Here is a 21361-nt window from a genome sequence, read left to right as displayed (position 1 = left end):
AGGAGTGCGGCATATGTCAAAAGGGCATTCGCTACAAGACCCTTACTTGAATACTTTGCGTAAAGAGAAGGTTGGCGTTTCCATCTACCTGGTCAACGGGATCAAGCTGCAGGGGACCATCGAGTCTTTCGACCAGTTCGTGATTCTGCTGAAAAACACCGTCAGCCAAATGGTTTACAAACACGCTATCTCGACAGTCGTTCCTGTGCGTCCAATTCGTCTGCCAAGCGCAGCAGAATCGGAACAAGCAGACGCTGAGCCAGGTAACGCCTGATAGGAGTCTGCTTTGTTCTTTGAGCGCCACGGTGGTGGTGAGCGAGCAATCCTCGTTCACTTGGAAGGTCAGGACCCTGAGGCGCGCGAAGATCCGCAGGAGTTCCAGGAGTTAGCTGTGTCGGCCGGCGCCGAGACCGTCGCGTTTTTTAACGTGCCGCGTCATCGGCCATCGGCCAAGTACCTGATTGGCAGTGGCAAGGTCGAGGAACTACGCGACCTGGTCAAGGCCGAGAAGGTCGACATTGTGATTTTCAATCACGTCCTCACGCCCAGTCAGGAGCGTAACCTCGAACGAGTTTTCGAGTGTCGCGTGCTTGACCGTACCGGGCTGATTCTCGATATCTTCGCTCAACGTGCCCGTACCCATGAAGGCAAGCTGCAGGTCGAACTGGCCCAGCTTGATCACATGAGCACGCGTCTTGTGCGCGGCTGGACTCACCTTGAACGCCAGGGTGGCGGTATCGGTTTGCGCGGGCCGGGTGAAACCCAGCTTGAAACCGACCGGCGTCTGCTGCGCGTGCGTATCAGCCAGATCAAGGCCCGTCTGAAAAAAGTCCGCAGTCAACGCGAGCAGTCCCGTAGAGGGCGCCAACGCGCCGATATTCCTACAGTGTCGCTGGTGGGCTATACCAACGCAGGCAAGTCCACGCTGTTCAATGCGGTGACCGGTTCTGATGTGTTCGCTGCCGATCAGTTGTTCGCCACGCTCGATCCGACCCTGCGTCGTCTGGATCTGGACGACCTGGGGCCAATCGTACTGGCTGACACCGTGGGCTTCATTCGTCATCTTCCGCACAAGCTAGTTGAAGCTTTCCGGTCTACGCTCGAAGAGTCGAGCAATTCGGATTTGTTACTGCATGTGATTGATGCGCACGAACCGGAGCGCATGGCGCAGATCGAGCAGGTGATGGTGGTGCTGAACGAGATTGGCGCCCAGGACTTGCCGATCCTTGAGGTCTACAACAAAATCGATTTGCTTGAAGCGGTCGAGCCGCAGATCCAGCGGGATGCCGATGGCAAGCCGCAGCGGGTCTGGTTGTCGGCCCGCGACGGCGAGGGGCTGGAGTTGCTGCAACAGGCCATTGCCGAGTTGTTGGGCAACGAATTGTTCGTGGGTACCTTGCGCTTGCCGCAGCGTTTTGCTCGACTGCGTGCCCAATTCTTTGAATTGGGCGCGGTGCAAAAAGAAGAACACGACGATGAAGGCGTGTGCCTGCTGGATGTACGCCTGCCGCGAGCCGAGCTTAATCGCCTGGTCAGCCGCGAAGGGATGGAACCAGCGGTGTTCATCGAAGAACACACTTTGCAATAAAAGCCTCGCAAAGCGGTCGTGCCGCTGTGATAGGCATTCTGTAGCATTGGTCGGCGCGCCGTGGGCGCGTCTTTGCTTTATCAGATGGAGAGCGCTATGGCTTGGAATGAGCCGGGTGGCAACTCGAACAATCAGGATCCTTGGGGTAGCAAACGCCCTAAAAATGGCGACCGCAAGGGACCACCAGATCTCGACGAGGCCTTCCGAAAGCTGCAGGAAAGCCTGAATGGGTTGTTCGGTGGTGGGAAAAAACGTACAGGCGGTAGCGAGGGCGGTTCAAGCGGCGGCAAAAGCGCCGGTTTTGGCGTGCTCGGTATCGTGCTGGTCGTCATGGCAGCCGTCTGGCTGTACAGCGCTGTTTACGTGGTCGATGAACAGGAGCAAGCCGTGGTGCTGCGACTGGGCAAGTACTACGACACAGTGGGACCGGGCCTGAATATCTATTTCCCGCCGTTCGATAAAAAGTACATGGAAAACGTCACGCGTGAGCGTGCGTACACCAAGCAGGGCCAGATGCTGACTGAAGACGAAAACATCGTCGAAGTGCCGCTGACCGTGCAGTACAAGATCAGCAACCTGCGCGACTTCGTGCTGAATGTCGATCAACCGGAAGTTAGTCTGCAACAGGCGACCGACAGCGCCCTGCGTCACGTCGTGGGTTCGACCTCGATGGACAAGGTGCTGACCGAAGGCCGTGAGCAGATGGCGATAGAGATCAAGGAACGCTTGCAGCGCTTCCTCGATACCTACAAAACCGGTATCACCGTGACTCAGGTCAACGTGCAAAACGCCGCCGCACCGCGTGAAGTACAAGAAGCCTTTGATGACGTGATCCGTGCCCGTGAAGACGAGCAACGTGCCCGTAACCAGGCCGAAAGCTACGCCAACGGTGTGGTGCCGGAAGCACGTGGTCAGGCCCAGCGCATCATTGAAGATGCCAACGGCTACCGTGACGAAGTGGTTTCGCGCGCCAAGGGTGAGGCTGATCGCTTTACCAAGCTGGTTGCCGAGTACCGCAAGGCACCGGAAGTCACGCGTGACCGTCTGTACCTGGACACCATGCAGGACGTCTTCAGCAATACCAGCAAGGTACTCGTGACCGGCAACAAGAACGGCCAGAGCAACCTGCTTTATCTGCCGCTGGACAAAATGATTGAAGGCCGTAATGGCAAGAGCACGCCGGCAACCGGTTCTGCCGCCGCCGCGAGCACCAATAACGATGCTGCTTCACATGTCAGCACCGATCTGCCGCAACAGCCGCGTACCAGGGAGAGCCGCTGATGAGCAATAAATCGCTGATCGCCCTTATTGTCGGCGTAGTCGTGGCAGTGGTGGCCTGGAACAGCTTCTACATCGTCTCGCAAACCGAACGCGCGGTTCTGCTGCGCTTCGGCCGTGTGGTTCAGGCGGATGTCCAGCCCGGCCTGCACGTGAAGATTCCTTACGTTAACCAGGTGCGCAAGTTCGATGCCCGCCTGATGACGCTGGATGCGCCGACTCAGCGTTTTCTGACGCTGGAAAAGAAAGCTGTAATGGTTGATGCCTTCGCCAAGTGGCGCGTGAAAGATGCCGAGCGCTTCTACACCGCCACCTCCGGCATGAAGCAGATTGCTGACGAGCGCTTGTCGCGCCGTCTGGAATCCGGCCTGCGTGACCAGTTCGGCAAGCGCACCCTGCACGAAGTGGTGTCGGGTGAGCGGGATGCCTTGATGGCTGACATCACGGCCTCGCTGAACAAAATGGCTGAAAAAGAGCTGGGCATCGAAGTGGTCGACGTTCGCGTCAAGGCCATCGACCTGCCAAAAGAAGTCAACCGTAGCGTGTTCGAGCGCATGAGCACCGAGCGTGAGCGTGAAGCGCGCGAGCACCGGGCCAAGGGTAACGAGCTGGCGGAGGGCATTCGTGCCGACGCCGACCGTCAACGTCGTGTTCTGCTGGCTGAGGCGTATCGTCAGTCTGAAGAATTGCGCGGTGATGGTGATGCCCAGGCTGCCGCGATTTACTCCAAGGCTTACGGCCAGGATCAAGAGTTCTACAAGTTCTATCGCAGCCTGCGCGCTTACCGCGAAAGCTTTGCGAACAAGAGCGACGTACTGGTCCTGGACCCGAGCAGCGACTTCTTCCGTTACCTGGAAAAGTCCAAGCCGCAGCAACAATAAGGCGTCATGCCGTCCGATTGTGGTCTCTGACGTAACAATCGGGCGCATGCTTTCACTCCGCCTGGCGGGCAAATGGCCTGGCGGGGTGATCCTTTAAGAAAACGTGTGTATGATGCGGCAGCCGGGAAATTCCCGGCTTTTTTGCGTCTGCATGTTTGATTGACCGATCGGCTGGTACAGCGTCGGCAGATTTTTCGAGGAATGTGCTGTGTGAGCCTTTCGTTTAAGGCTTTTTTGCTGTGCGCGTTCAAGACGCAGCCACGTTCTGCTTTACTCAAGGCTCGCCTGCTGGCTGGCCGCCCGGATCATAGGGGAATGGCGTAATGGCAACGGTAGACCGCTGGCTCCTGCCAGATGGCATCGAAGAAGTACTTCCACCTGAAGCAGCCCGCATTGAAGTGGCGCGCCGTCAGGTGTTGGATCTGTTCCAGAGCTGGGGCTATGAGTTCGTCGTCACCCCGCATATCGAATACTTGGAGTCCCTGCTGACCGGGGCTGGCCAGGATCTCGACCTGCGGACCTTCAAGGTTATTGACCCGCAGACGGGTCGCCAGATGGGTTTTCGTGCCGACATCACGCCGCAAGTGGCGCGTATCGACGCGCATACCTTGCGCCGTGCTGGTCCTAGCCGTTTGTGCTACGCCGGCAGCGTGCTGCATGCTCAGCCGCGTGCCCTGTCATCCTCGCGCAGCCCGATTCAGCTGGGTGCCGAGTTGTATGGCGATGCGAGCCCGAGCAGCGACGTTGAAGTCATCAGCCTGATGCTGGCAATGCTGCAACTGGCTGACGTCCCGGATGTCCACATGGACCTGGGGCATGTCGGTATTTACCGTGGTTTGGCCCGTGCGGCCCGACTGTCGGTTGAAGTGGAACAACAATTGTTCGACGCCCTGCAACGCAAGGCGATCGACGAAGTAACGGCCTTGACCGAAGGCTTGCCGGCCGATCTGGCGGACATGCTGCGGGCATTGGTTGATTTGTGTGGCGGTCGCGAGGTGTTGGCTGCTGCGCGTGAGCGACTGGCCAGGGCACCGGCGCAGGTCATGGCGGCTCTGGATGATTTGCTGGCGATTGCCGAGCGGTTGTCGGTGCGTTTCCCGCAGTTGCCGTTGTATTTCGACCTGGGTGAGTTGCGTGGGTATCACTACCACACCGGTGTGGTTTTTGCGGTTTTTGTACCGGGCGTTGGGGACTCCATCGCTCAGGGCGGTCGGTATGACGACATCGGTGCCGACTTCGGTCGTGCCCGTCCGGCAACCGGCTTCTCGACCGATTTGAAAACCCTGGTCACCCTGGGGCGTGCTGAAGTCGAGTTACCGTCTGGCGGTATCTGGATGCCAGACAGCACGGATGCGGCACTCTGGCAGCACGTTTGCCAGCTTCGCAGCCAAGGCCAGCGCGTGGTTCAGGCATTGCCTGGGCAGGCGCTGACCGCCGCCCGCGAGGCCGATTGTGACCGCCAATTGATTCTGCAGAACGGCGCGTGGCAAGTCATGCCGCTCGCTTCTTGAGTTTTCCTGCCGGCGGCTGCCGGCACCAAGTTTGCGCGAATGAGGACAAGTGTTATGGGTAAGAATGTCGTAGTCCTGGGCACCCAATGGGGTGATGAGGGCAAAGGCAAGATCGTTGATCTGCTGACCGAACATGCTGCCGCTGTAGTGCGTTACCAGGGCGGCCACAACGCGGGCCACACGCTGGTTATCGACGGCGAAAAAACCGTATTGCACCTGATTCCGTCGGGCGTGTTGCGCGAAGGCGTGCAATGCCTGATCGGCAACGGCGTCGTGGTTGCTCCCGATGCCCTGCTGCGTGAAATCATCAAGCTGGAAGAGAAAGGCGTACCGGTGCGTGAGCGCCTGCGTATCAGCCCGTCCTGCCCGCTGATCCTGTCCTTCCACGTGGCGCTGGACCAGGCCCGTGAAAAGGCCCGTGGCGAGCTGAAGATCGGTACAACCGGTCGCGGCATCGGCCCGGCTTACGAAGACAAAGTTGCACGTCGTGGCCTGCGTGTCGGCGACCTGCTGAACATGCCGCGCTTTGAAGCCAAGCTGCGTGAGTTGGTGGAATACCACAACTTCATGCTGGTGGGTTTCTACAAAGAACCGGCCATCGACTTCGACAAGACCCTGGCCGAGTGCAAGGAATACGCCGAGCTGCTCAAGCCGCTGATGCTGGACGTGACAGCCGAGCTGCACGACCTGCGTCGTGCTGGCAAAGACATCATGTTCGAAGGCGCGCAAGGTTCGTTGCTCGACATCGACCACGGCACCTACCCGTACGTAACCAGCTCCAACACCACGGCCGGTGGCGTTGCGACCGGTTCGGGCGTAGGCCCGATGTTCCTGGACTACATCCTGGGCATCACCAAGGCGTACACCACCCGCGTGGGTTCGGGCCCGTTCCCGACTGAGCTGTTCGACGACGTCGGCGCTCACCTGGCCAAGCAGGGTCACGAGTTCGGCGCCACCACTGGCCGTGCCCGTCGTTGCGGCTGGTTCGACGCCGTTATCCTGCGCCGCGCTATCGACGTGAACAGCATCTCGGGCATCTGCCTGACCAAGCTGGACGTACTGGACGGTCTGGAAACCATCAACATCTGCGTAGGCTACAAAGACGCAGACGGTAACGAGATCGCACCGACCGACGCTGACAGCTACGTGGGCCTGCAGCCTGTGTACGAAGAAGTGCCGGGCTGGACTGAATCGACCGTGGGCGCCAAAACCTTGGAAGAACTGCCAGCCAACGCACGTGCTTACATCAAGCGCGTAGAAGCACTGATCGGCGCGCCGATCGACATCATTTCGACTGGCCCGGACCGCAACGAAACCATCGTTCTGCGTCACCCGTTCGCTTAAGTCGCATGCTGTCAACCAAAGGGCCCTTCGGGGCCCTTTGTTGTTTTTGCCGCGCAGGCCATTCACGGCACGACCCTTGCTGTAGAGAACCTTATCAAAGGTGCCATCAATGTAATGGCACGTCGTAGAGGGGTTCGTCATGTCAGCCATTCTTTCTCTGTTACAAAGCCGACTGTTGCGGCCCGTGTTCGTTACCCTTGGTATCGCTCTTTTGGTGCAAGTGCTGGTCGCGGTTGCACTGACACGGAGCACGGTCACGGCGCTGGAGTCGGACCTGGATGCGCGTCTGGGGGCCGACAGCCAAAAACTATCAGTGGAGCTGGAGCAAGCCGGACGTGAAGTCAAAGGCAGTCTGGAAGGACTGTCTGCGAGTACGCGCCAACGCCTGACGGCAGGTTTGTCCCCGCGCTTGAAAGAAGAACAGGCGCAGGTGCGTACAACGCTTGAAAAAAGCCTGATGGATTCCGCGAACGACATGGCGCAACTGCTTGCCGCCGTAGCGCCCCGTGCCATGTGGGACAGCGACGTCCCCACGCTGTCTGAATTCGCCCGTCGCGCTCAGCGCAACCCCAACGTGCTGTTTGTGGTGTACGACGACGCCACCGGCCAGCACCTCACGCGTTACCTCAACCGTGAAAACCCGATCAACAAGGCACTGCTGGAAAAGGGCCAGGGCGACCGTGCGCTGGATAAAGTGCTGGATGCGGCCCGGCATGATCCGGCGGTGTATTACATCGAAGCCCCGATCAGCCCCAATGGCGTGGAGATCGGCAAAGTCCTCATGGGGGTTTCCACCGCGACGATTGAGCAGGACGTGGCGGCGCTCGATCAGCGGTTTAACGGGTTGATTGCCAGCAGTGAGCAGTTGGTCAGCGACAGCCTGCAAGGGGCAGCCGCCGACAGTGCGGGCGCGTTGCGTTCGCGACTGGAATCGGCCCAGGCCGCCGCGGCCCAAATGCAAGCCAATACCGCCAGCACCGTGCGCGATGCGGCGGATACCTTGCGCTGGCGCATCGGGCTGGGGCTGGCGATTGTCGGGTTTGCTGTCTTGCTGCTGGTGGCCGTGGTGCTGGGGCGGCGGGTGGTCAACAAACTCCTGTTGTTGATCGCAGCGCTGGATGACCTGGCCGCCGGGGAAGGGGACCTGACCAAGCGCGTGGGCCTGAACAGCAAAGATGAAATCGGTGACATGGCGGGCGCGGTCAACCGGTTTGTCGACAAGTTACAGCCCATCGTGCGTGAAGCTGGCGATGTGGCGCAGCGCACGGGTGTCGAAATCGGTGCCATGACCCTGCGCAATGCCGGTGCAGACGCCGCCGCGCAACTGCAGCGGGACGAGGTGGCACAAAGTCTGGATGCCTTGTCGACCATGGCCGATGCCGCGCAAACGGAAAGCCATGCGATGCAGGCGGCGCTCCAGCAGGTGATGGACATTCGCCAGGCCACGGATGAAAACACCCGGACCTCGGCGCAGGTCGGCGGTTTGATCGAAGCCTTGGCGGTGCAAGTGGGGGCGGGCGCCAAAGTCATCGAGCGACTGGCCCAGCAAAGCGAGCAGATCGAAGTGGTGCTTACCGTGATTCACGGTATCGCTGAGCAAACCAACCTGCTGGCCCTCAATGCCGCCATTGAAGCGGCGCGAGCCGGAGAAACCGGGCGCGGGTTTGCGGTCGTGGCCGATGAAGTCCGGGCACTGGCGAGCAAGACACAAAGTTCGACCGGCGACATTCAGGCGCACATTGTGGCCTTGCAGCAAGGCGCGAAAGAAGCGGTCGCCGCTATCGGACTGGCTGGGCGGCAAGCCGATGAAGGGCTGGCGGTGTTGCGCGGGAGCGTGCAATTGCAGAAAACCGTGCAGGCGTCGGTCGAAAAAGTGCATGCCGCCATTGGCGACGCGACCAGGGCCGCAGCCCATCAGGCACAGGGCGCGCATGCGGTGCGCGGACGGGTAGAGGTGATCCATGCGCAGACCGAGCGTGCGGCGCAGGCGGTAAATGAAACCACCGCCAGCGGAAGGGTGCTGGATGGGTTGGCCGCGCAGCTGAAAGCGAGCCTTGGGCAGTTCCGGGCGTGAAATCAAACCACCCTCTCCCCAGTGGGAGAGGGTGGCGTGATGGCGTGCTGTTCAGCGGCTCAAATACATCCGTGTGGTCAGCAAATACACGGGCAGCCCCGACACCAGGATCAGCAGCGCCGCATACGGTGCTGCGGCGGCAAACTCAATGTTTGAGGTGTGCGACCACACTTGCGTGGCCAGCGTGTTCAGCCCGGTCGGGCTCAGCAGCAGGGTCGCGGTCAGCTCTTTCATGGCATCGAGGAACACCAGCGCAAACGCCGCACCCAGCGCCGGGAAGATAATCGGCAATGTCACGCGGCAAAATGCCGAGAACGATGAGGCTCCCAACGTGCGCGCCGCTTCTTCAAGTTGCGGCGCGGCTTTGTTCAGTGCCGTGCGGATCGGGGCTTGTGCCAGCGGCAAAAACAACAAAGCGTATGCGATCAGCAGCAAGGTCGAGGTTTGGTACAGCGCCGGCACGTAATGCAGCGCGAAGTACACCAAGGCCAAGGCAATCACCAGCCCCGGCAAGGCGTGCAGCAGATACGGCAAGCGCTCGGCCCAAATCGCCAACTGACCTTTATAACGCACCACCAGCAACCCCACCGGCACCGCCAGCAGCAGGCACAGCGCTGCACCGCCCAATGCCAGAGACAGCGACGAGAGCAACGCTTCACCGATTTCAGCCATTGGGAACGCCGCCGAGCTGCCTTTAACCAGCCAGTACACCAGCATGCCCAACGGAATGCCGCTGCCAATGATCGCCAGCGCCAGGCAATACGCTTGCCCCGCCAGCGCCAATTTGCCCAGACGCACTTGTCCGGCGTGACGCGCAGCGCCCTGGCCGATGCGTACATGACGCCCCTTGCCACGCACTTTGAGTTCCAGCCACAACAACGTCAGGCACATCACCAGCAACACGGCTGACAGCATCGCCGCATTGGCGTTACTGAATTCCAGTTCGAATTGCTGATAAATCGCGGTGGTGAAGGTTTGCAGGCCGATGATCGACAGCGCGCCGAATTCCACCAGCATGTGCAGGGCAATCAGCAGCGAACCGGCCAGCAACGATGGCCACAGCAGCGGCAGGGTAATCCTGAAAAACACCCCCCAACGATTCTGGCCCAAGGTTCGGGCCGACTCTTCAAGGGCCGGGTCGAGGTTGCGCAATGTGGCCGCAACCGGCAGGAAAATAAGCGGGTATTTGGACAGGCTCATCACCAGAATGGCGCCGCCCAACCCTTCAAAACTGGAACTGAGCGACACCCAGGTGAAACTGCTGACAAACGCCGGGACCGCGAACGGCAGGCACAAAATCACCCCCCATAGGCGGCGTCCCGGCAGGTTGCTGCGTTCGAGCAACCACGCCAGTGACAGCCCGACCAGCGCGCAGGTCACGGTCACGCCCACCATCAGCAGTAACGTGTTGCGCATCAGGCCGAACACATAAGGCCGCCACAACATATGCGCCGCTTGCGCCCACCCGGCCTGCCAGGCTTTGGTGCCGACATACAGCAACGGCAACAGGCTCAACCCGACCAGCAACAGGACGGGCAGCAGCAGCCAGATGGAAGGCCTTTTACGTTTCAGGGTGAAGCGCGCAGGTTGGGCGGCCGCAAGCATCAGAGCAGGCCAACGTCGCGTTCGAGGTCCAGCGCTTCTTCGGCGTTGCCCAGGTCGGCTGGGGTCACTTTGGGCGGTTGCAGTTCATCGAACGGCTTGAGCCCGCGCTCCGAGACCATGCCTTTGCGCATCGGGTATTCGGCGGTGGTGTTGGTAATTACCCGCTGGCCTTCTTCGCTGGCCATGTAGGCCAGCAATTGCTGGGCTTCTTTCGGATGCTTGCTGGCTTTGAGCACGCCTGCGCTGGAGACCGTAATCAAGCCGCCCGCATCACCGTCGGTGAAGTAATGCAGCTTGGAATCCAGTTGGCCTTTTTCGCGCTGCAAGGCAAACCAGTAGTAGTTGTTGACCAACACTGCCGCCACTTCGCCGTTCTCGACCGCTTTGAGCGCCACCATGTTGTTGGTGTAGGTCTTGCCGAACGCGCGCAGGCCCGTCAGCCACTCTTCCGCGGCTTCACGGCCATGCAGCTTGATGATCGCCACGGCTTGTTCCTGAAACGCGCCGCTGGTGGGTACAAAACCGATCTTGCCTTGCCACTCGGGGTCAGCGAAGTCCATCACCGACGCTGGCAGGTCTTTTTCATCGATCTTTTTCGGGTTGAACGCGACCACGCGGGTACGTGCAGTCACGCCGATCCAGGTGCCATTGGCGGCCACGTATTCCTTGGGCAGGGCTTGCAGCGTGGCGTCATCAGCCTTGGCCAGAAAACCCTGTTCGCCCAGGTTGTTCAGGGGCGGGGATTCCTCCGCGTAGAACACGTCGGCGGGCGATCGATCACCTTCTTCCATGATCTGGCTGGCCAATTGATTGCTGCTGCCTTTGCGCACATTCACGTGAATGCCGGTCTTGGCTTCGAACGCGGCGGCGAGGTTGTCACCGACTTCCTTGTGCTGACCGTTATAGAGCGTCAGGGAAACTTTGTCGGCGGCGTAGGCGGTAGGTGCGGTGAGTGTGAGACCAAGAGCGGCGATCGACAGGCCGCGCAGTAGGAATGTCGCAAGCTGGGTATTTCGGAGCATCATTCGCTGGGTTCCTCGCTTGGGTACTACAAAACTTGTAACAATAATAAACGATATTGTTTCTCAAGTGCGCTTGACCCAGCGTCCAATTGCGCAAACGCGACCAACTGTGATGCCGCTTGCCTTCATAGCGTGTCGAGAAAGCTGCGTAAGGCCCGTAATTCATCCTTGTCCATGTTCAGCACTTTCAGGCGTTCGCTGGTGGTGGGGAACAGCGGATCGTTGGCTTGCTGCGCGTTGGGGCGTGGGCGCGGCATGCCCATGTTGTAGAACGCCAGCGTGCCTTCCATATTCACGAACAGGCCGTTGTGCATCCACGGCGCGGTTTTGCTGACCAGCCGCAGAGACGGTGTGCGGAAGGCGCCCACGTCCTCGGGCTTGCCGGTTACTTGGTAGCGCCCCAGGTCTTCGTATTTGCGCCCGTAATAGCTGAGCCCCACGTTGTGGAACTGTTCGTCACTCAAGGCGGGGCCGAAGTGACAGTTCATGCAGCGCGCTTTGGTGCGGAACAGATGCAGGCCGTAAAGCTGCTCTTCGCTCATGCGCTGCGGGCGCCCGCGCAGTAATTGTTCGAACGCGGTCGTGCGGGTGGCCGTCACCAGCGTGCGCTGAAACGTTGCCAAAGCCTGTGCGGTTTTTTCTTGCGTGATCGGCCCTGGACCAAACACTTCGGCAAACTGCGTACCGTAGGACGTGTCTGAATTGAGCCGTTGTAGCAGTTGCGGAATATCGAAGGCCATTTCCACCGGGTCAATGATCGGGTGCATGGCCTGCTGTTCAAGGCTGCCGCCGCGGCCATCCCAGAACAGCGCAGCACTGTAACCGCTCATCACCAGGCTGGGGGCATTGCGGCGGCCGCTTTGGCGGTCATGGCCAAAAGACACGCGTCGACCATCGGCAAACGCCAGGTCGGCTTCATGGCAAGACGCGCAGGCAATCTGCCCTGAACGCGACAGCTTGGGGTCGTTGAACAGTTTTTTGCCGAGCGCCGCTTTGGCATCGCTGAACGGGTTGTCGGGCGGCGCGGGGGCGTGCGCAGGAAGCGCGGCCATCTCTTGCCATTGCACGTCGGCGTCCACAGTGGGCGCAGGCCACTGCGCAACGGGCTGGCGATACAGGTTGGCGATGCAGGTTTTGTAGTCGGCGGCAGTTGCGACGCAGGGCTGAGCCGCGTTCGCGGTGCAGGCGAGCGCGCCCAGCCAGAGCCCAAGCATGCTGCGATGAATGAGTGCTTTCAAAATGTGTAACCCACTTCGACCATAAATTGGCGACCCACTTCAAAGGTTGTCAGGCCCGTGGTGTCGGTGGCGCTGACGATTTGTTTGTCCAGCAGGTTGGTGACATCCAGGTTGACGAACACCGATTGGTCCTTGGCGGTGGGCATTTCCCAGGCCAGGCGGGTGTCCCAGGTCAGTGCCCCGGAAAACGGCGTCTCTTCCCAGACGCGCACGGCAGCGCCCTGAAACTCTGTGGTTTTACCCGTGGCCGCGATCCGGCGGTAGCCGTCGCGGTAACGCAGGAAGTTGCTCCACGTCAGGTGCAGCGGTTCAACTTCGGTGACGGTGGTCAGGCGTGCCGTCCAGGGGCGGTTGTAATTGCTCGCGGGCATGTCCGAATACTTCATGAACTTGCCGTCGTACTGGATCGTCGGGTCTTCCACATAAATGGCGCCAATGTTGGCGCTGTAGTTGGACAGGCCGGTGTTTTGCACCGTGCTCCAGTCCATGGCGAATTGCCCCGTGGTGCGGGTGCTGCCCACTATGAAGGGGCGCAGCGGGGTGATGGTCAGGGTGTAAATGTCGGCTTCGCTTTGGCCGCCGTTGTAATAGGTGTAGTAATTGGCCGCCAGGGTGGTGGGGTCGTCGGTGGGCGCTCCGATCTGTGAGCCCCAGGCGCGGCTGACTTGTTCGCGCCCTTTGCGGTTGACGTATTTGACAGCGAACTCGGTGTCCCACTGCACATGGCTCAGGCCGAGGGTGAGTTCGTCGTCATAGGGCACTTTGAGCTGGTTGAACTTGCTGTCGTTTGGGGTGCGCTTGCTCATTACCCAATCGGCGGACGGGTTGGGGCGTGTGTATTCGGTGTTCATGGCGGCCACCCCGTCGCGCAGTTTGTAGGCGTACAGGTTGCGTCCGTAATACCGGTTGGCGCCAGCGGTGAGGCGGGTCTGGCCGTTGCCGAACACATCCAGTTCCACGGCAAATCGCGGCGCCAGGGTGACTTGTTTCATGTAGTCGTCGCCGTCGATGCGCACGCCGGGTCGTACCGTCAGGCGTTTGTAGCGCATTTCGTCCTGGATATAGAGCGCCCATGAGCGGGTGTCGAAGGACGTTTTACCTTGGGTCACGGTTTTTTTGTTGGCGTATTGGCCTTCCCAGCCATTGACGGTCATGCCCATCGAGCACAACGGGTCATTGGCCGGGCAGGACGTGGCCTTGGCCACTGAATAACTGGTGTAGGGCGTGGCACGTTCGTACATCACCGTGTTTTGCGTCAGCTCCAGACCGGTTTGCACGGCATGATCGACACCCAGCCAGTTGACGCTGTTCCAGTCCGCCTTGAGTTTGTAGGCCAGGGTTTTCTGTGCCTCGTCGATATCCCCGAAACCACCTTCCGTGGCGGTGAGGGCATTGGTCCAGTCTTTGGTTGTGGAGGTGCGCCAGAACACCATGTAATCGCTGTCCGAGGTCCGGGAAGTGTTCATCTGGCTCCAACTGAGGTTTTGCTCAACCCGGGCCAGCGGGGCGTTCCAGACCATGCGCGCGCTGAGGCTGTCACCACCGGCCTTCATCATGCGGCCGGAATAAATAGCGTTCGGGCCGAAGGTTTCAGCGGTTTCAGGCGCATGGGTCACGCTCATGTCCAGCTTCCAGTCCTCGTTGATTTGCCAGGCGGCCTTGAGGAAATAGTTGTCGATGCGTCGGGTCTGAACCTCGTCGGCATTGGCTGTTTGCGTCTGGTTGGAGACTGAAAACACGCGGGTCGGGATGGTGGAGTCCTTGCGCGAGAAGCTGCCGAGCAAGCCGAAGTTGTCGGTCAAGTGCCCTTCGAGCGTGGCGCGGGTGATGATTTTTTTGAATTTCGGCTGGGAGCTGTTACCGAACCCGGCTTCGTAATTCTCCAGATCCGGGTCGTCTTCATTGAGGTGATAACGGGTCCATTCAGAGCGCGTCATTTGTACCGACAGCTTGCCGTGCAGGTCCATGCTCGGGTCGCGGGTGTCGGCCTGGACCACGCCGCCGTTGAAGCCGCCGTATTCGACGGGCACGTTGCTGTCGTAGACCTTGATGTCATTGAGCAGGTCGGTGTCGAGGGCCAGACCCTGACTGCGACCCGGTATTTCGTCCATGTCATCGTTAGTGTTGCCAGGGTCGAGGTCGTTGTTCATGTTCATGCCGTCGACGATGAACAGGTTTTGCCAGGGCTGTGCGCCGTTGATGCTGATGTTGGCCGGGGCGATCTCGCCGGGGGATTTGCTGTTGAGCTGATTGTTATCGAACTGCACGTTAGGGTTGGTGCGCAGCAGGCTGGTGATGTCGCCATTACCGGACGGCAGGCTGTCGATCATTTGCCGGTCGATCACTTGCTCGCCTTGGTACACCGCGTCCATGGCGGTAATGGGTGTGCTTTTGATCATCAGCACGTCGTGTTCGGCAGGCGGCAGAATCGACACGCTGTCGGCGGAGGTGGCTTCCCATTGCAGGCCGCTGCCACTGAGCAGGCGGGCGAGGGCTTTCTCGGGGCTCATGTTGCCGTTCACGGCCGCGCTGTCGTGGGTGGCCAGCAGTGTGCTTTCCGCGCTGACTTGCCAGCCGGACTGGTGTGAGAACGCAATCAGGGCAGTGGCCAACGACTGGGGCGGAATCTGGAAGCGCAGTTGTTGCTGGCTCATTTGAGCCTTCGCCTCAGGGAGCGCGGCGCAGTTCAGTGAGGGCAGAAGCAGGCACGCAGCAAAGCAAAACGACCTGGAGCGAGGCAGGCTGACGCAACAACGCAAACGCGGAGAAGGCATGAGATGACCTACGAAATGAAACGCCATAGTCACTAATGCGAATCTTTATCAGTGACGTTCGTAGGTAAAGACGCCCGGCGAAACAGGATTTCCAGAAATAAATGAAAATAAATTTGAAAGCTGAAAAGGCTGGCGCAGGCACGCCCCGGGAGTGCGTGTTAGCGCCTCGGACGGGTGTGGACGCTAAGGTTTTGCCGAAACGATCAACGTATACGGCACGCTGTCTTGTAACTGTCCGCCAAGCGGCGCGATGGCGGCCTGCAGGGCGCGTTTGGGGTCGCGCAAGTTAAGAGCGGCGGTAATGCGACGTTGGCCGAGGGTTTTGTCTGTCAGCAAAATCAGTCCCGGCTGATAGCGCCGCAATTGTGCGACTACGTCCTCCACCGATTGGTCAATCGCCACCAGTTGCCAGCGCCGCCAGGGTGCGATCTGCTCGTTGGGCAGTTGAGCCAGGCGGGTGCTGTCGTCAGACGCGTTATACCGAAGTTGATCGCCGTGGTGCAGCAGGTGATCGGGAGCGGACGATGATTGCGAGGTCTTGACGGCCACCGTGCCGCTTTCAACGCTGACATCCACGTGACTGCCCTGCAGGTTCACGGCAAACGCCGTCCCGGTTACCCGCACGCGTACAGGGCCGGCATTGACATAGAACGCGCGCGCGGCATCGGGTTGTACCGAGAAAAACGCCTGGCCCCGCAACAACGTCACCTCCCTTTGCTGCGGGTCGAACTGCACGTCCACCAGGCTGTCGCTGTCGAGCAGTACGTGGCTGCCGTCGCTCAAGGTGATGTCGCGGTGTTCAGCCGTGGGGCTGTGAAAGTCGGCGCGCAAGGCTTGCCAGTCCGGCAGCAACATGAACACCGCACAGGCCGCGACGGCTGCGCCGATCAGCGAGCGTTTGCGTCGGCGGAAGTGTCGCGGTGCAGGCGCGGGCGTCAGCACGGGCGAGGGCGCGGGCTCAAGCGGCAGGCTCAGCGCCTCGCCGCTCAAGCGCCAGACTTTCAGGGCTTTGCGGTACGCCGCGTCATGTTCGGGTGCGCTGGCGCGCCAGGCGTACAGCTGTGTGCTCAGTTCGGGGTCGTCAGGGTGTTGCTGAATCAGCAGCAGCCAGTCGAGCGCAGTCTCCCAGACCGGGTTCGGGTTTTCAGACGTCACGGCACACGCCACCCGAAGCAAAAATGTGGGCGGGTGCGACCGGTGGCGGCGTATCGAAAAAGTCAGTCATCGCTCATTTGTTCCGCGCAGTAAGTCAGGGCGTCGCGTACCAATTGATGGGCCAGGCTGACAGAAATCCCCAGGTGTGTGCCGATTTGCTGGAACGTCATGCCTTGCAAACGGTGCAGGATGAACGCTTGGCGGGTGCGTTCCGGCAGGCGCGTCAGAGCATGTTGCAATTTGCGCAGCTCGTCCAGATGCAGGGCTTGCTGCTCGGGCGAAGGTGCGCTGGACATGTGCTCATCGGGCGCATCATCGCGGGTGGTGTGACGATTCTCAAGGCTGACGCGGCGATTGAGGTCAAACGCCAGGTTGCGCACGATTCGATAGAGGTAGCCAACGGGTTGGGTCAAGAGGCTAGTGCTTTCTGCCCCTTGGCTGAATCGTAACCAGGCGTCTTGGACGACATCTTCGGCCTTGGCGCGGCAGCCCACGATGGGGGCGGCATAGTCCACCAGGGCATGGCGATGCGCGAGGTAGAGTTGAAGCCTTTCGTTGGTGTCGGACACGGGGTTCCAGGCGTACGCATGAGCGATCTGAAGATGGCCGGATATTAGTGCGATTGAGATGGATTATCAAATGCAGCGTTAGGCGGCTGATAGAAGGTCTTGGCGGGAGAGGGGAGGTTTCAAAAGACAGAAACTAAAAAGCCCGCTTTCGCGGGCTTTTTGAGTGATTTGCAGCGTAGAGCTGTAAACCTGAATTGGTGCCCAGAAGAAGACTCGAACTTCCACGACCTTGCGGTCACCAGCACCTGAAGCTGGCGTGTCTACCAATTTCACCATCTGGGCAGTATCAGCAACGTTGCCGCTGTTGATGTGGCGCACTATACGGAGCACTTTTAATTCTGTAAACCCCTGTTTTAGTTTTATTAAATCAGTGGCTTAGAACGCAAAAACCCGCTTTCGCGGGTTTTTGTGTGAGGCTGAAGATTGTACTAATCTCCATCTCTAAATTGGTGCCCAGAAGAAGACTCGAACTTCCACGACCTTGCGGTCACCAGCACCTGAAGCTGGCGTGTCTACCAATTTCACCATCTGGGCAGCATCTTCAACGTTGCCGTTGTCGATGGCGCGCACTATACGGATGGCCCTTTGACCTGTAAAGCGTTGTGAATAAAAATATCGAAAATTTTTCGCGAACGGTTACAAGGCAGCCGCAAAGCGCGTCAGAAAGGACTAATAAGGCTCTGAGTGAGTCCGAAATTTCCCGTTTCAATACGCGTATGCCAAACTAACCCGCATATAGACAAGGTGAAAACTATCTAATGGCCGATTGGCAGACCCTCGATCCCGAGGCCGCACGTGAAGCGGAAAAATACGAAAACCCTATCCCTAGCCGCGAGCTGATCCTTCAGCATCTGGCCGAGCGCGGCTCGCCAGCTGCTCGCGAGCAGTTGGTAGAGGAGTTTGGTCTTACCACGGAAGACCAGATCGAAGCCCTGCGTCGTCGCCTGCGAGCGATGGAGCGCGATGCGCAACTGATTTACACCCGTCGTGGCACGTATGCCCCGGTGGACAAACTTGACCTGATTCTCGGCCGCATCAGTGGTCACCGCGATGGTTTCGGTTTCCTGATCCCGGATGACGGCAGTGATGACCTGTTCATGAGCCCGGCGCAAATGCGCCTGGTCTTTGATGGCGACCGTGCGCTGGCCCGTGTTTCGGGGCTGGATCGCCGTGGCCGTCGTGAAGGCGTCATTGTTGAAGTGGTATCACGCGCTCACGAAACCATCGTGGGCCGTTACTTCGAAGAAGGCGGCATCGGATTTGTCGTCGCCGACAACCCGAAAATCCAGCAAGAAGTGTTGGTCACGCCAGGTCGCAACGCCGGTGCAAAAGTCGGTCAGTTTGTGGAAGTGAAGATCACCCACTGGCCGACGCCGCGTTTCCAGCCGCAAGGTGATGTGCTTGAGGTCGTGGGTAATTACATGGCGCCGGGCATGGAAATCGACATTGCCCTGCGCACCTACGACATCCCGCATGTCTGGCCTGAAGGTGTTGTAAAAGAAGCGCGTCGCCTCAAGCCGGAAGTGGAAGAAAAAGACAAAGAGAAGCGCATCGACTTGCGTCATCTGCCGTTCGTCACCATTGACGGCGAAGATGCACGTGACTTCGATGACGCGGTCTTCTGTGAGGCCAAACCGGGCAAATTGCGCCTGTTCTCCGGTGGCTGGAAGCTGTACGTGGCCATCGCCGACGTTTCCAGTTACGTGAAAATCGGCTCGGCGCTTGATGCTGAAGCGCAAGTGCGCGGCAACTCGGTGTATTTCCCTGAGCGCGTGATTCCGATGCTGCCCGAGGAACTGTCCAACGGCCTGTGCTCCCTGAACCCGAAAGTCGATCGTTTGGCGATGGTGTGCGAGATGACCATCTCGAAAACCGGCGAAATGACCGATTACCAGTTCTACGAAGCGGTGATCCATTCCCAGGCGCGTCTGACCTATAACAAAGTCAGCACCATGCTGGAGCACGCTAAAACCAGCGAAGCCAAGCAACTGCGCAGCGAATACGCCGACGTGGTGCCGCACCTCAAGCAGCTTTACTCGCTGTACAAGGTCTTGCTGGCGGCCCGTCACACCCGTGGCGCGATTGATTTTGAAACGCAGGAAACCCGCATTATTTTCGGGTCTGATCGCAAAATCGCTGAAATTCGCCCAACCACCCGCAATGACGCACACAAACTGATTGAAGAGTGCATGCTGGCGGCCAACGTGGCCACGGCTGAATTCCTCAAGAAGCACGAAATCCCTGCGTTGTACCGCGTGCATGATGGCCCGCCGCCAGAGCGTCTGGAAAAACTGCGTGCCTTCCTGGGTGAATTGGGACTGACCTTGCATAAAGGCAAGGACGGCCCTACGCCGAAGGATTATCAGGCCTTGTTGGCCAGCATCAAAGACCGTCCGGATTTCCATCTGATCCAGACCGTTATGTTGCGTTCGCTAAGCCAAGCGGTATACAGCGCTGATAACCAGGGCCACTTCGGCCTGAATTACGAAGCCTACACGCACTTCACATCGCCTATCCGTCGCTACCCTGACTTGCTCACGCACCGTGCGATTCGCAGCGTGATCCACTCCAAAATGGACACCCCGCACGTTCGCCGTGCAGGTGCGATGACCATTCCCAAAGCGCGTATTTACCCGTACGACGAAGCCGCCCTCGAACAGCTCGGTGAGCAATGCTCCATGAGCGAGCGCCGTGCCGACGAAGCCACGCGTGACGTGACCAACTGGCTCAAGTGCGAGTTCATGAAAGACCGCGTAGGCGAGTCGTTCCCGGGCGTTGTCACGGCCGTGACCGGGTTTGGCCTGTTCGTGGAACTGACCGATATCTACGTCGAAGGCCTGGTGCATGTCACGGCCTTGCCGGGTGACTACTACCACTTCGACCCTGTGCACCACCGCCTGGCGGGCGAGCGCACTGGCCGTAGCTTCCGTTTGGGCGACACCGTTGAAGTGCGGGTCATGCGCGTCGATCTCGACGAGCGCAAGATCGACTTCGAGATGGCTGAGAAAACCCTCAGCGCGCCAATCGGTCGTAAAAATCGTGGGGCTGAGAAACCGGCCGCCAAATCGACCAAGCCAGCCGGAAAGCCAAGCGGGTACGACACTGAGAAAGTGGCCGAACCCGCCAAGGCGCCACGTCGCGCACCTGCCAAGTCCAGCAAAAACTCGGACGACGCCTATCGCCCAAGCGACGCAGCGGCCAAAAATGCCGAGCTGCGCAAAAGCCGTGAATTGAAGCAGGCGCTGTTGAGCGAATCGAAAAACGGCGGTCGGACATCGGCGCCGGGAAAGTCGGGGAGGGCAGCCCCCGCTAAAGATGCGGGCAAGCCTTCCAAGCCAAGCAAACACCGTAAAGGCCCGCCAAAATCGGGCGCCGCGCCTGCCGCCAAAAGCGGCGGGTCGCGCAAACCTAAGGCCAAGTCATGAGTCAGTTGGAAAAAATCTACGGTATTCACGCCGTAGAAGCGTTGCTTCGTCATCACCCAAAACGCGTCAAGCAAGTGTGGCTGGCCGAGGGTCGCAGCGATCCTCGCGTGCAGACGCTGATCACGCTGGCTGATGAAAATCGCGTGCCGGTCGGCAATGCCGAGCGTCGCGAAATGGACGTGTGGGTCGAAGGCGTACACCAAGGTGTCGTGGCTGATGTCAGCCCGAGCCAGGTGTGGGGCGAGGCAATGCTCAACGAGCTGCTCGACCGTACCGAAGGTGCGCCGCTGATTCTGGTACTGGACGGCGTAACAGACCCGCATAACCTGGGGGCTTGCTTGCGTACTGCCGATGCGGCAGGTGCTTTGGCTGTCATCGTGCCTAAAGACAAGTCGGCAACGCTGACACCGACGGTGCGAAAAGTTGCCTGTGGTGCTGCGGAAGTCATCCCGTTGGTGGCGGTGACCAACCTTGCAGCGACCCTGAAAAAGCTTCAGCAGCGCGGGCTCTGGATTGTCGGCACTGCCGGTGAAGCCGAGCAGGAGCTGTACGAGCAAGACCTGACCGGGCCGACCATCCTGATTATGGGTGCCGAAGGCAAAGGCATGCGTCGCCTGACGCGTGAGCATTGCGACTACCTGGTGCGCTTGCCGATGGCTGGCAGCGTCAGCAGCTTGAACGTTTCGGTGGCCACAGGTGTTTGCCTGTTCGAAGCCCTGCGTCAGCGCAGCGTTAAAGCCAAGTCGCCCGCTAAAAAGAAATAAGCCAGCTGTATAGCCGCTGCCGCGCTCTGCGGCAGCGACTCCAGCCCAGGCATGGCCTGATTGTTCAAATAATCACCAATTGCCTTGCGCCTCTGTTGTGCCTTCTCTACAATTGCGCCCCTTGCCGTCATGG

At 59.6% G+C, this 21361-nt stretch carries 15 protein-coding genes, 2 tRNA genes and 1 pseudogene; 10 read left to right on the top strand and 8 right to left on the bottom strand.

The features are described from left to right. Positions 1 to 13 precede the first annotated feature (13 nt). The 8 genes and pseudogenes from hfq to BKD70_RS25615 all read left to right on the top strand — a co-directional run bounded on the left by hfq (position 14) and on the right by BKD70_RS25615 (position 8676). Positions 14 to 274: an RNA chaperone Hfq gene (gene hfq, locus BKD70_RS09550; protein WP_047273123.1), complete on the top strand. Its 261-nt coding sequence runs from the start codon at positions 14 to 16 to the stop codon at positions 272 to 274. A gap of 12 nt (positions 275 to 286) precedes the next feature. Next, the gene (hflX, locus tag BKD70_RS09545) at positions 287 to 1588 is read left to right on the top strand and encodes a ribosome rescue GTPase HflX (RefSeq protein WP_047273124.1); all 1302 of its coding nucleotides are present in this window, start codon (positions 287 to 289) and stop codon (positions 1586 to 1588) included. A 96-nt stretch (positions 1589 to 1684) separates the two neighbouring features. Beyond that, positions 1685 to 2869: an FtsH protease activity modulator HflK gene (gene hflK / locus BKD70_RS09540; RefSeq protein WP_047273125.1), complete on the top strand. Its 1185-nt coding sequence runs from the start codon at positions 1685 to 1687 to the stop codon at positions 2867 to 2869. Beyond that, the gene (gene hflC, locus BKD70_RS09535; protein WP_047273126.1) at positions 2869 to 3747 is read left to right on the top strand and encodes a protease modulator HflC; all 879 of its coding nucleotides are present in this window, start codon (positions 2869 to 2871) and stop codon (positions 3745 to 3747) included. Before hflK ends, hflC begins: the two co-directional genes overlap by 1 nt. Before the next feature lie 323 nt (positions 3748 to 4070). Next, positions 4071 to 5258: an ATP phosphoribosyltransferase regulatory subunit gene (locus BKD70_RS09530; protein ID WP_047273127.1), complete on the top strand. Its 1188-nt coding sequence runs from the start codon at positions 4071 to 4073 to the stop codon at positions 5256 to 5258. Between the two features lie 54 nt (positions 5259 to 5312). Then, positions 5313 to 6602 (top strand): adenylosuccinate synthase, encoded by a 1290-nt coding sequence (locus BKD70_RS09525; protein WP_047273128.1) that lies wholly within the window; start codon positions 5313 to 5315, stop codon positions 6600 to 6602. Positions 6603 to 6741: 139 nt separating this feature from the next. Beyond that, positions 6742 to 7770 (top strand): annotated as a pseudogene (locus tag BKD70_RS25620) (methyl-accepting chemotaxis protein); the annotation flags it as partial. 21 nt (positions 7771 to 7791) lie between these two features. Then, on the top strand, positions 7792 to 8676 hold the full coding sequence (locus BKD70_RS25615) for a methyl-accepting chemotaxis protein (protein ID WP_371058211.1): 885 nt from the start codon (positions 7792 to 7794) through the stop codon (positions 8674 to 8676). 51 nt (positions 8677 to 8727) lie between these two features. Here BKD70_RS25615 and BKD70_RS09515 read toward each other — a convergent pair whose 3' ends face one another. The 8 genes from BKD70_RS09515 to BKD70_RS09480 form a co-directional block, all read right to left on the bottom strand. Beyond that, positions 8728 to 10281, bottom strand: coding sequence for an iron ABC transporter permease (locus BKD70_RS09515; RefSeq protein WP_047273130.1), 1554 nt, complete (start codon positions 10279 to 10281; stop codon positions 8728 to 8730). After that, positions 10281 to 11306, bottom strand: coding sequence for an iron ABC transporter substrate-binding protein (locus tag BKD70_RS09510; protein WP_047273131.1), 1026 nt, complete (start codon positions 11304 to 11306; stop codon positions 10281 to 10283). The genes BKD70_RS09515 and BKD70_RS09510 overlap by 1 nt, the downstream gene beginning before the upstream one ends. Before the next feature lie 122 nt (positions 11307 to 11428). After that, positions 11429 to 12541: a cytochrome-c peroxidase gene (locus BKD70_RS09505; protein ID WP_230683737.1), complete on the bottom strand. Its 1113-nt coding sequence runs from the start codon at positions 12539 to 12541 to the stop codon at positions 11429 to 11431. Next, complete coding sequence (locus tag BKD70_RS09500) at positions 12538 to 15315, bottom strand: secretin and TonB N-terminal domain-containing protein (protein WP_371913985.1); 2778 nt, start codon at positions 15313 to 15315, stop codon at positions 12538 to 12540. The genes BKD70_RS09505 and BKD70_RS09500 overlap by 4 nt, the downstream gene beginning before the upstream one ends. A gap of 183 nt (positions 15316 to 15498) precedes the next feature. After that, the gene (locus BKD70_RS09495; protein ID WP_047273133.1) at positions 15499 to 16470 is read right to left on the bottom strand and encodes a FecR domain-containing protein; all 972 of its coding nucleotides are present in this window, start codon (positions 16468 to 16470) and stop codon (positions 15499 to 15501) included. A gap of 62 nt (positions 16471 to 16532) precedes the next feature. Further along, positions 16533 to 17039: a sigma-70 family RNA polymerase sigma factor gene (locus tag BKD70_RS09490; protein WP_047273134.1), complete on the bottom strand. Its 507-nt coding sequence runs from the start codon at positions 17037 to 17039 to the stop codon at positions 16533 to 16535. Between the two features lie 195 nt (positions 17040 to 17234). Beyond that, positions 17235 to 17321: transfer RNA gene (locus BKD70_RS09485), tRNA-Leu, on the bottom strand. Positions 17322 to 17486: 165 nt separating this feature from the next. Next, positions 17487 to 17573, bottom strand: a tRNA-Leu gene (locus BKD70_RS09480). Positions 17574 to 17797: 224 nt separating this feature from the next. Between BKD70_RS09480 and rnr the strand changes: the two genes are divergently transcribed. Continuing rightward, positions 17798 to 20464: a ribonuclease R gene (gene rnr / locus BKD70_RS09475; protein ID WP_047273135.1), complete on the top strand. Its 2667-nt coding sequence runs from the start codon at positions 17798 to 17800 to the stop codon at positions 20462 to 20464. Further along, positions 20461 to 21228: a 23S rRNA (guanosine(2251)-2'-O)-methyltransferase RlmB gene (gene rlmB, locus BKD70_RS09470; protein WP_047273136.1), complete on the top strand. Its 768-nt coding sequence runs from the start codon at positions 20461 to 20463 to the stop codon at positions 21226 to 21228. Before rnr ends, rlmB begins: the two co-directional genes overlap by 4 nt. Positions 21229 to 21361: the final 133 nt, after the last annotated feature.

This window comes from Pseudomonas sp. BS-2016 (assembly GCF_001806145.1).
Classification (GTDB): Bacteria; Pseudomonadota; Gammaproteobacteria; order Pseudomonadales; family Pseudomonadaceae; genus Aquipseudomonas; species Aquipseudomonas lundensis.
This window is presented reverse-complemented; position numbering and strand designations above follow the sequence as displayed.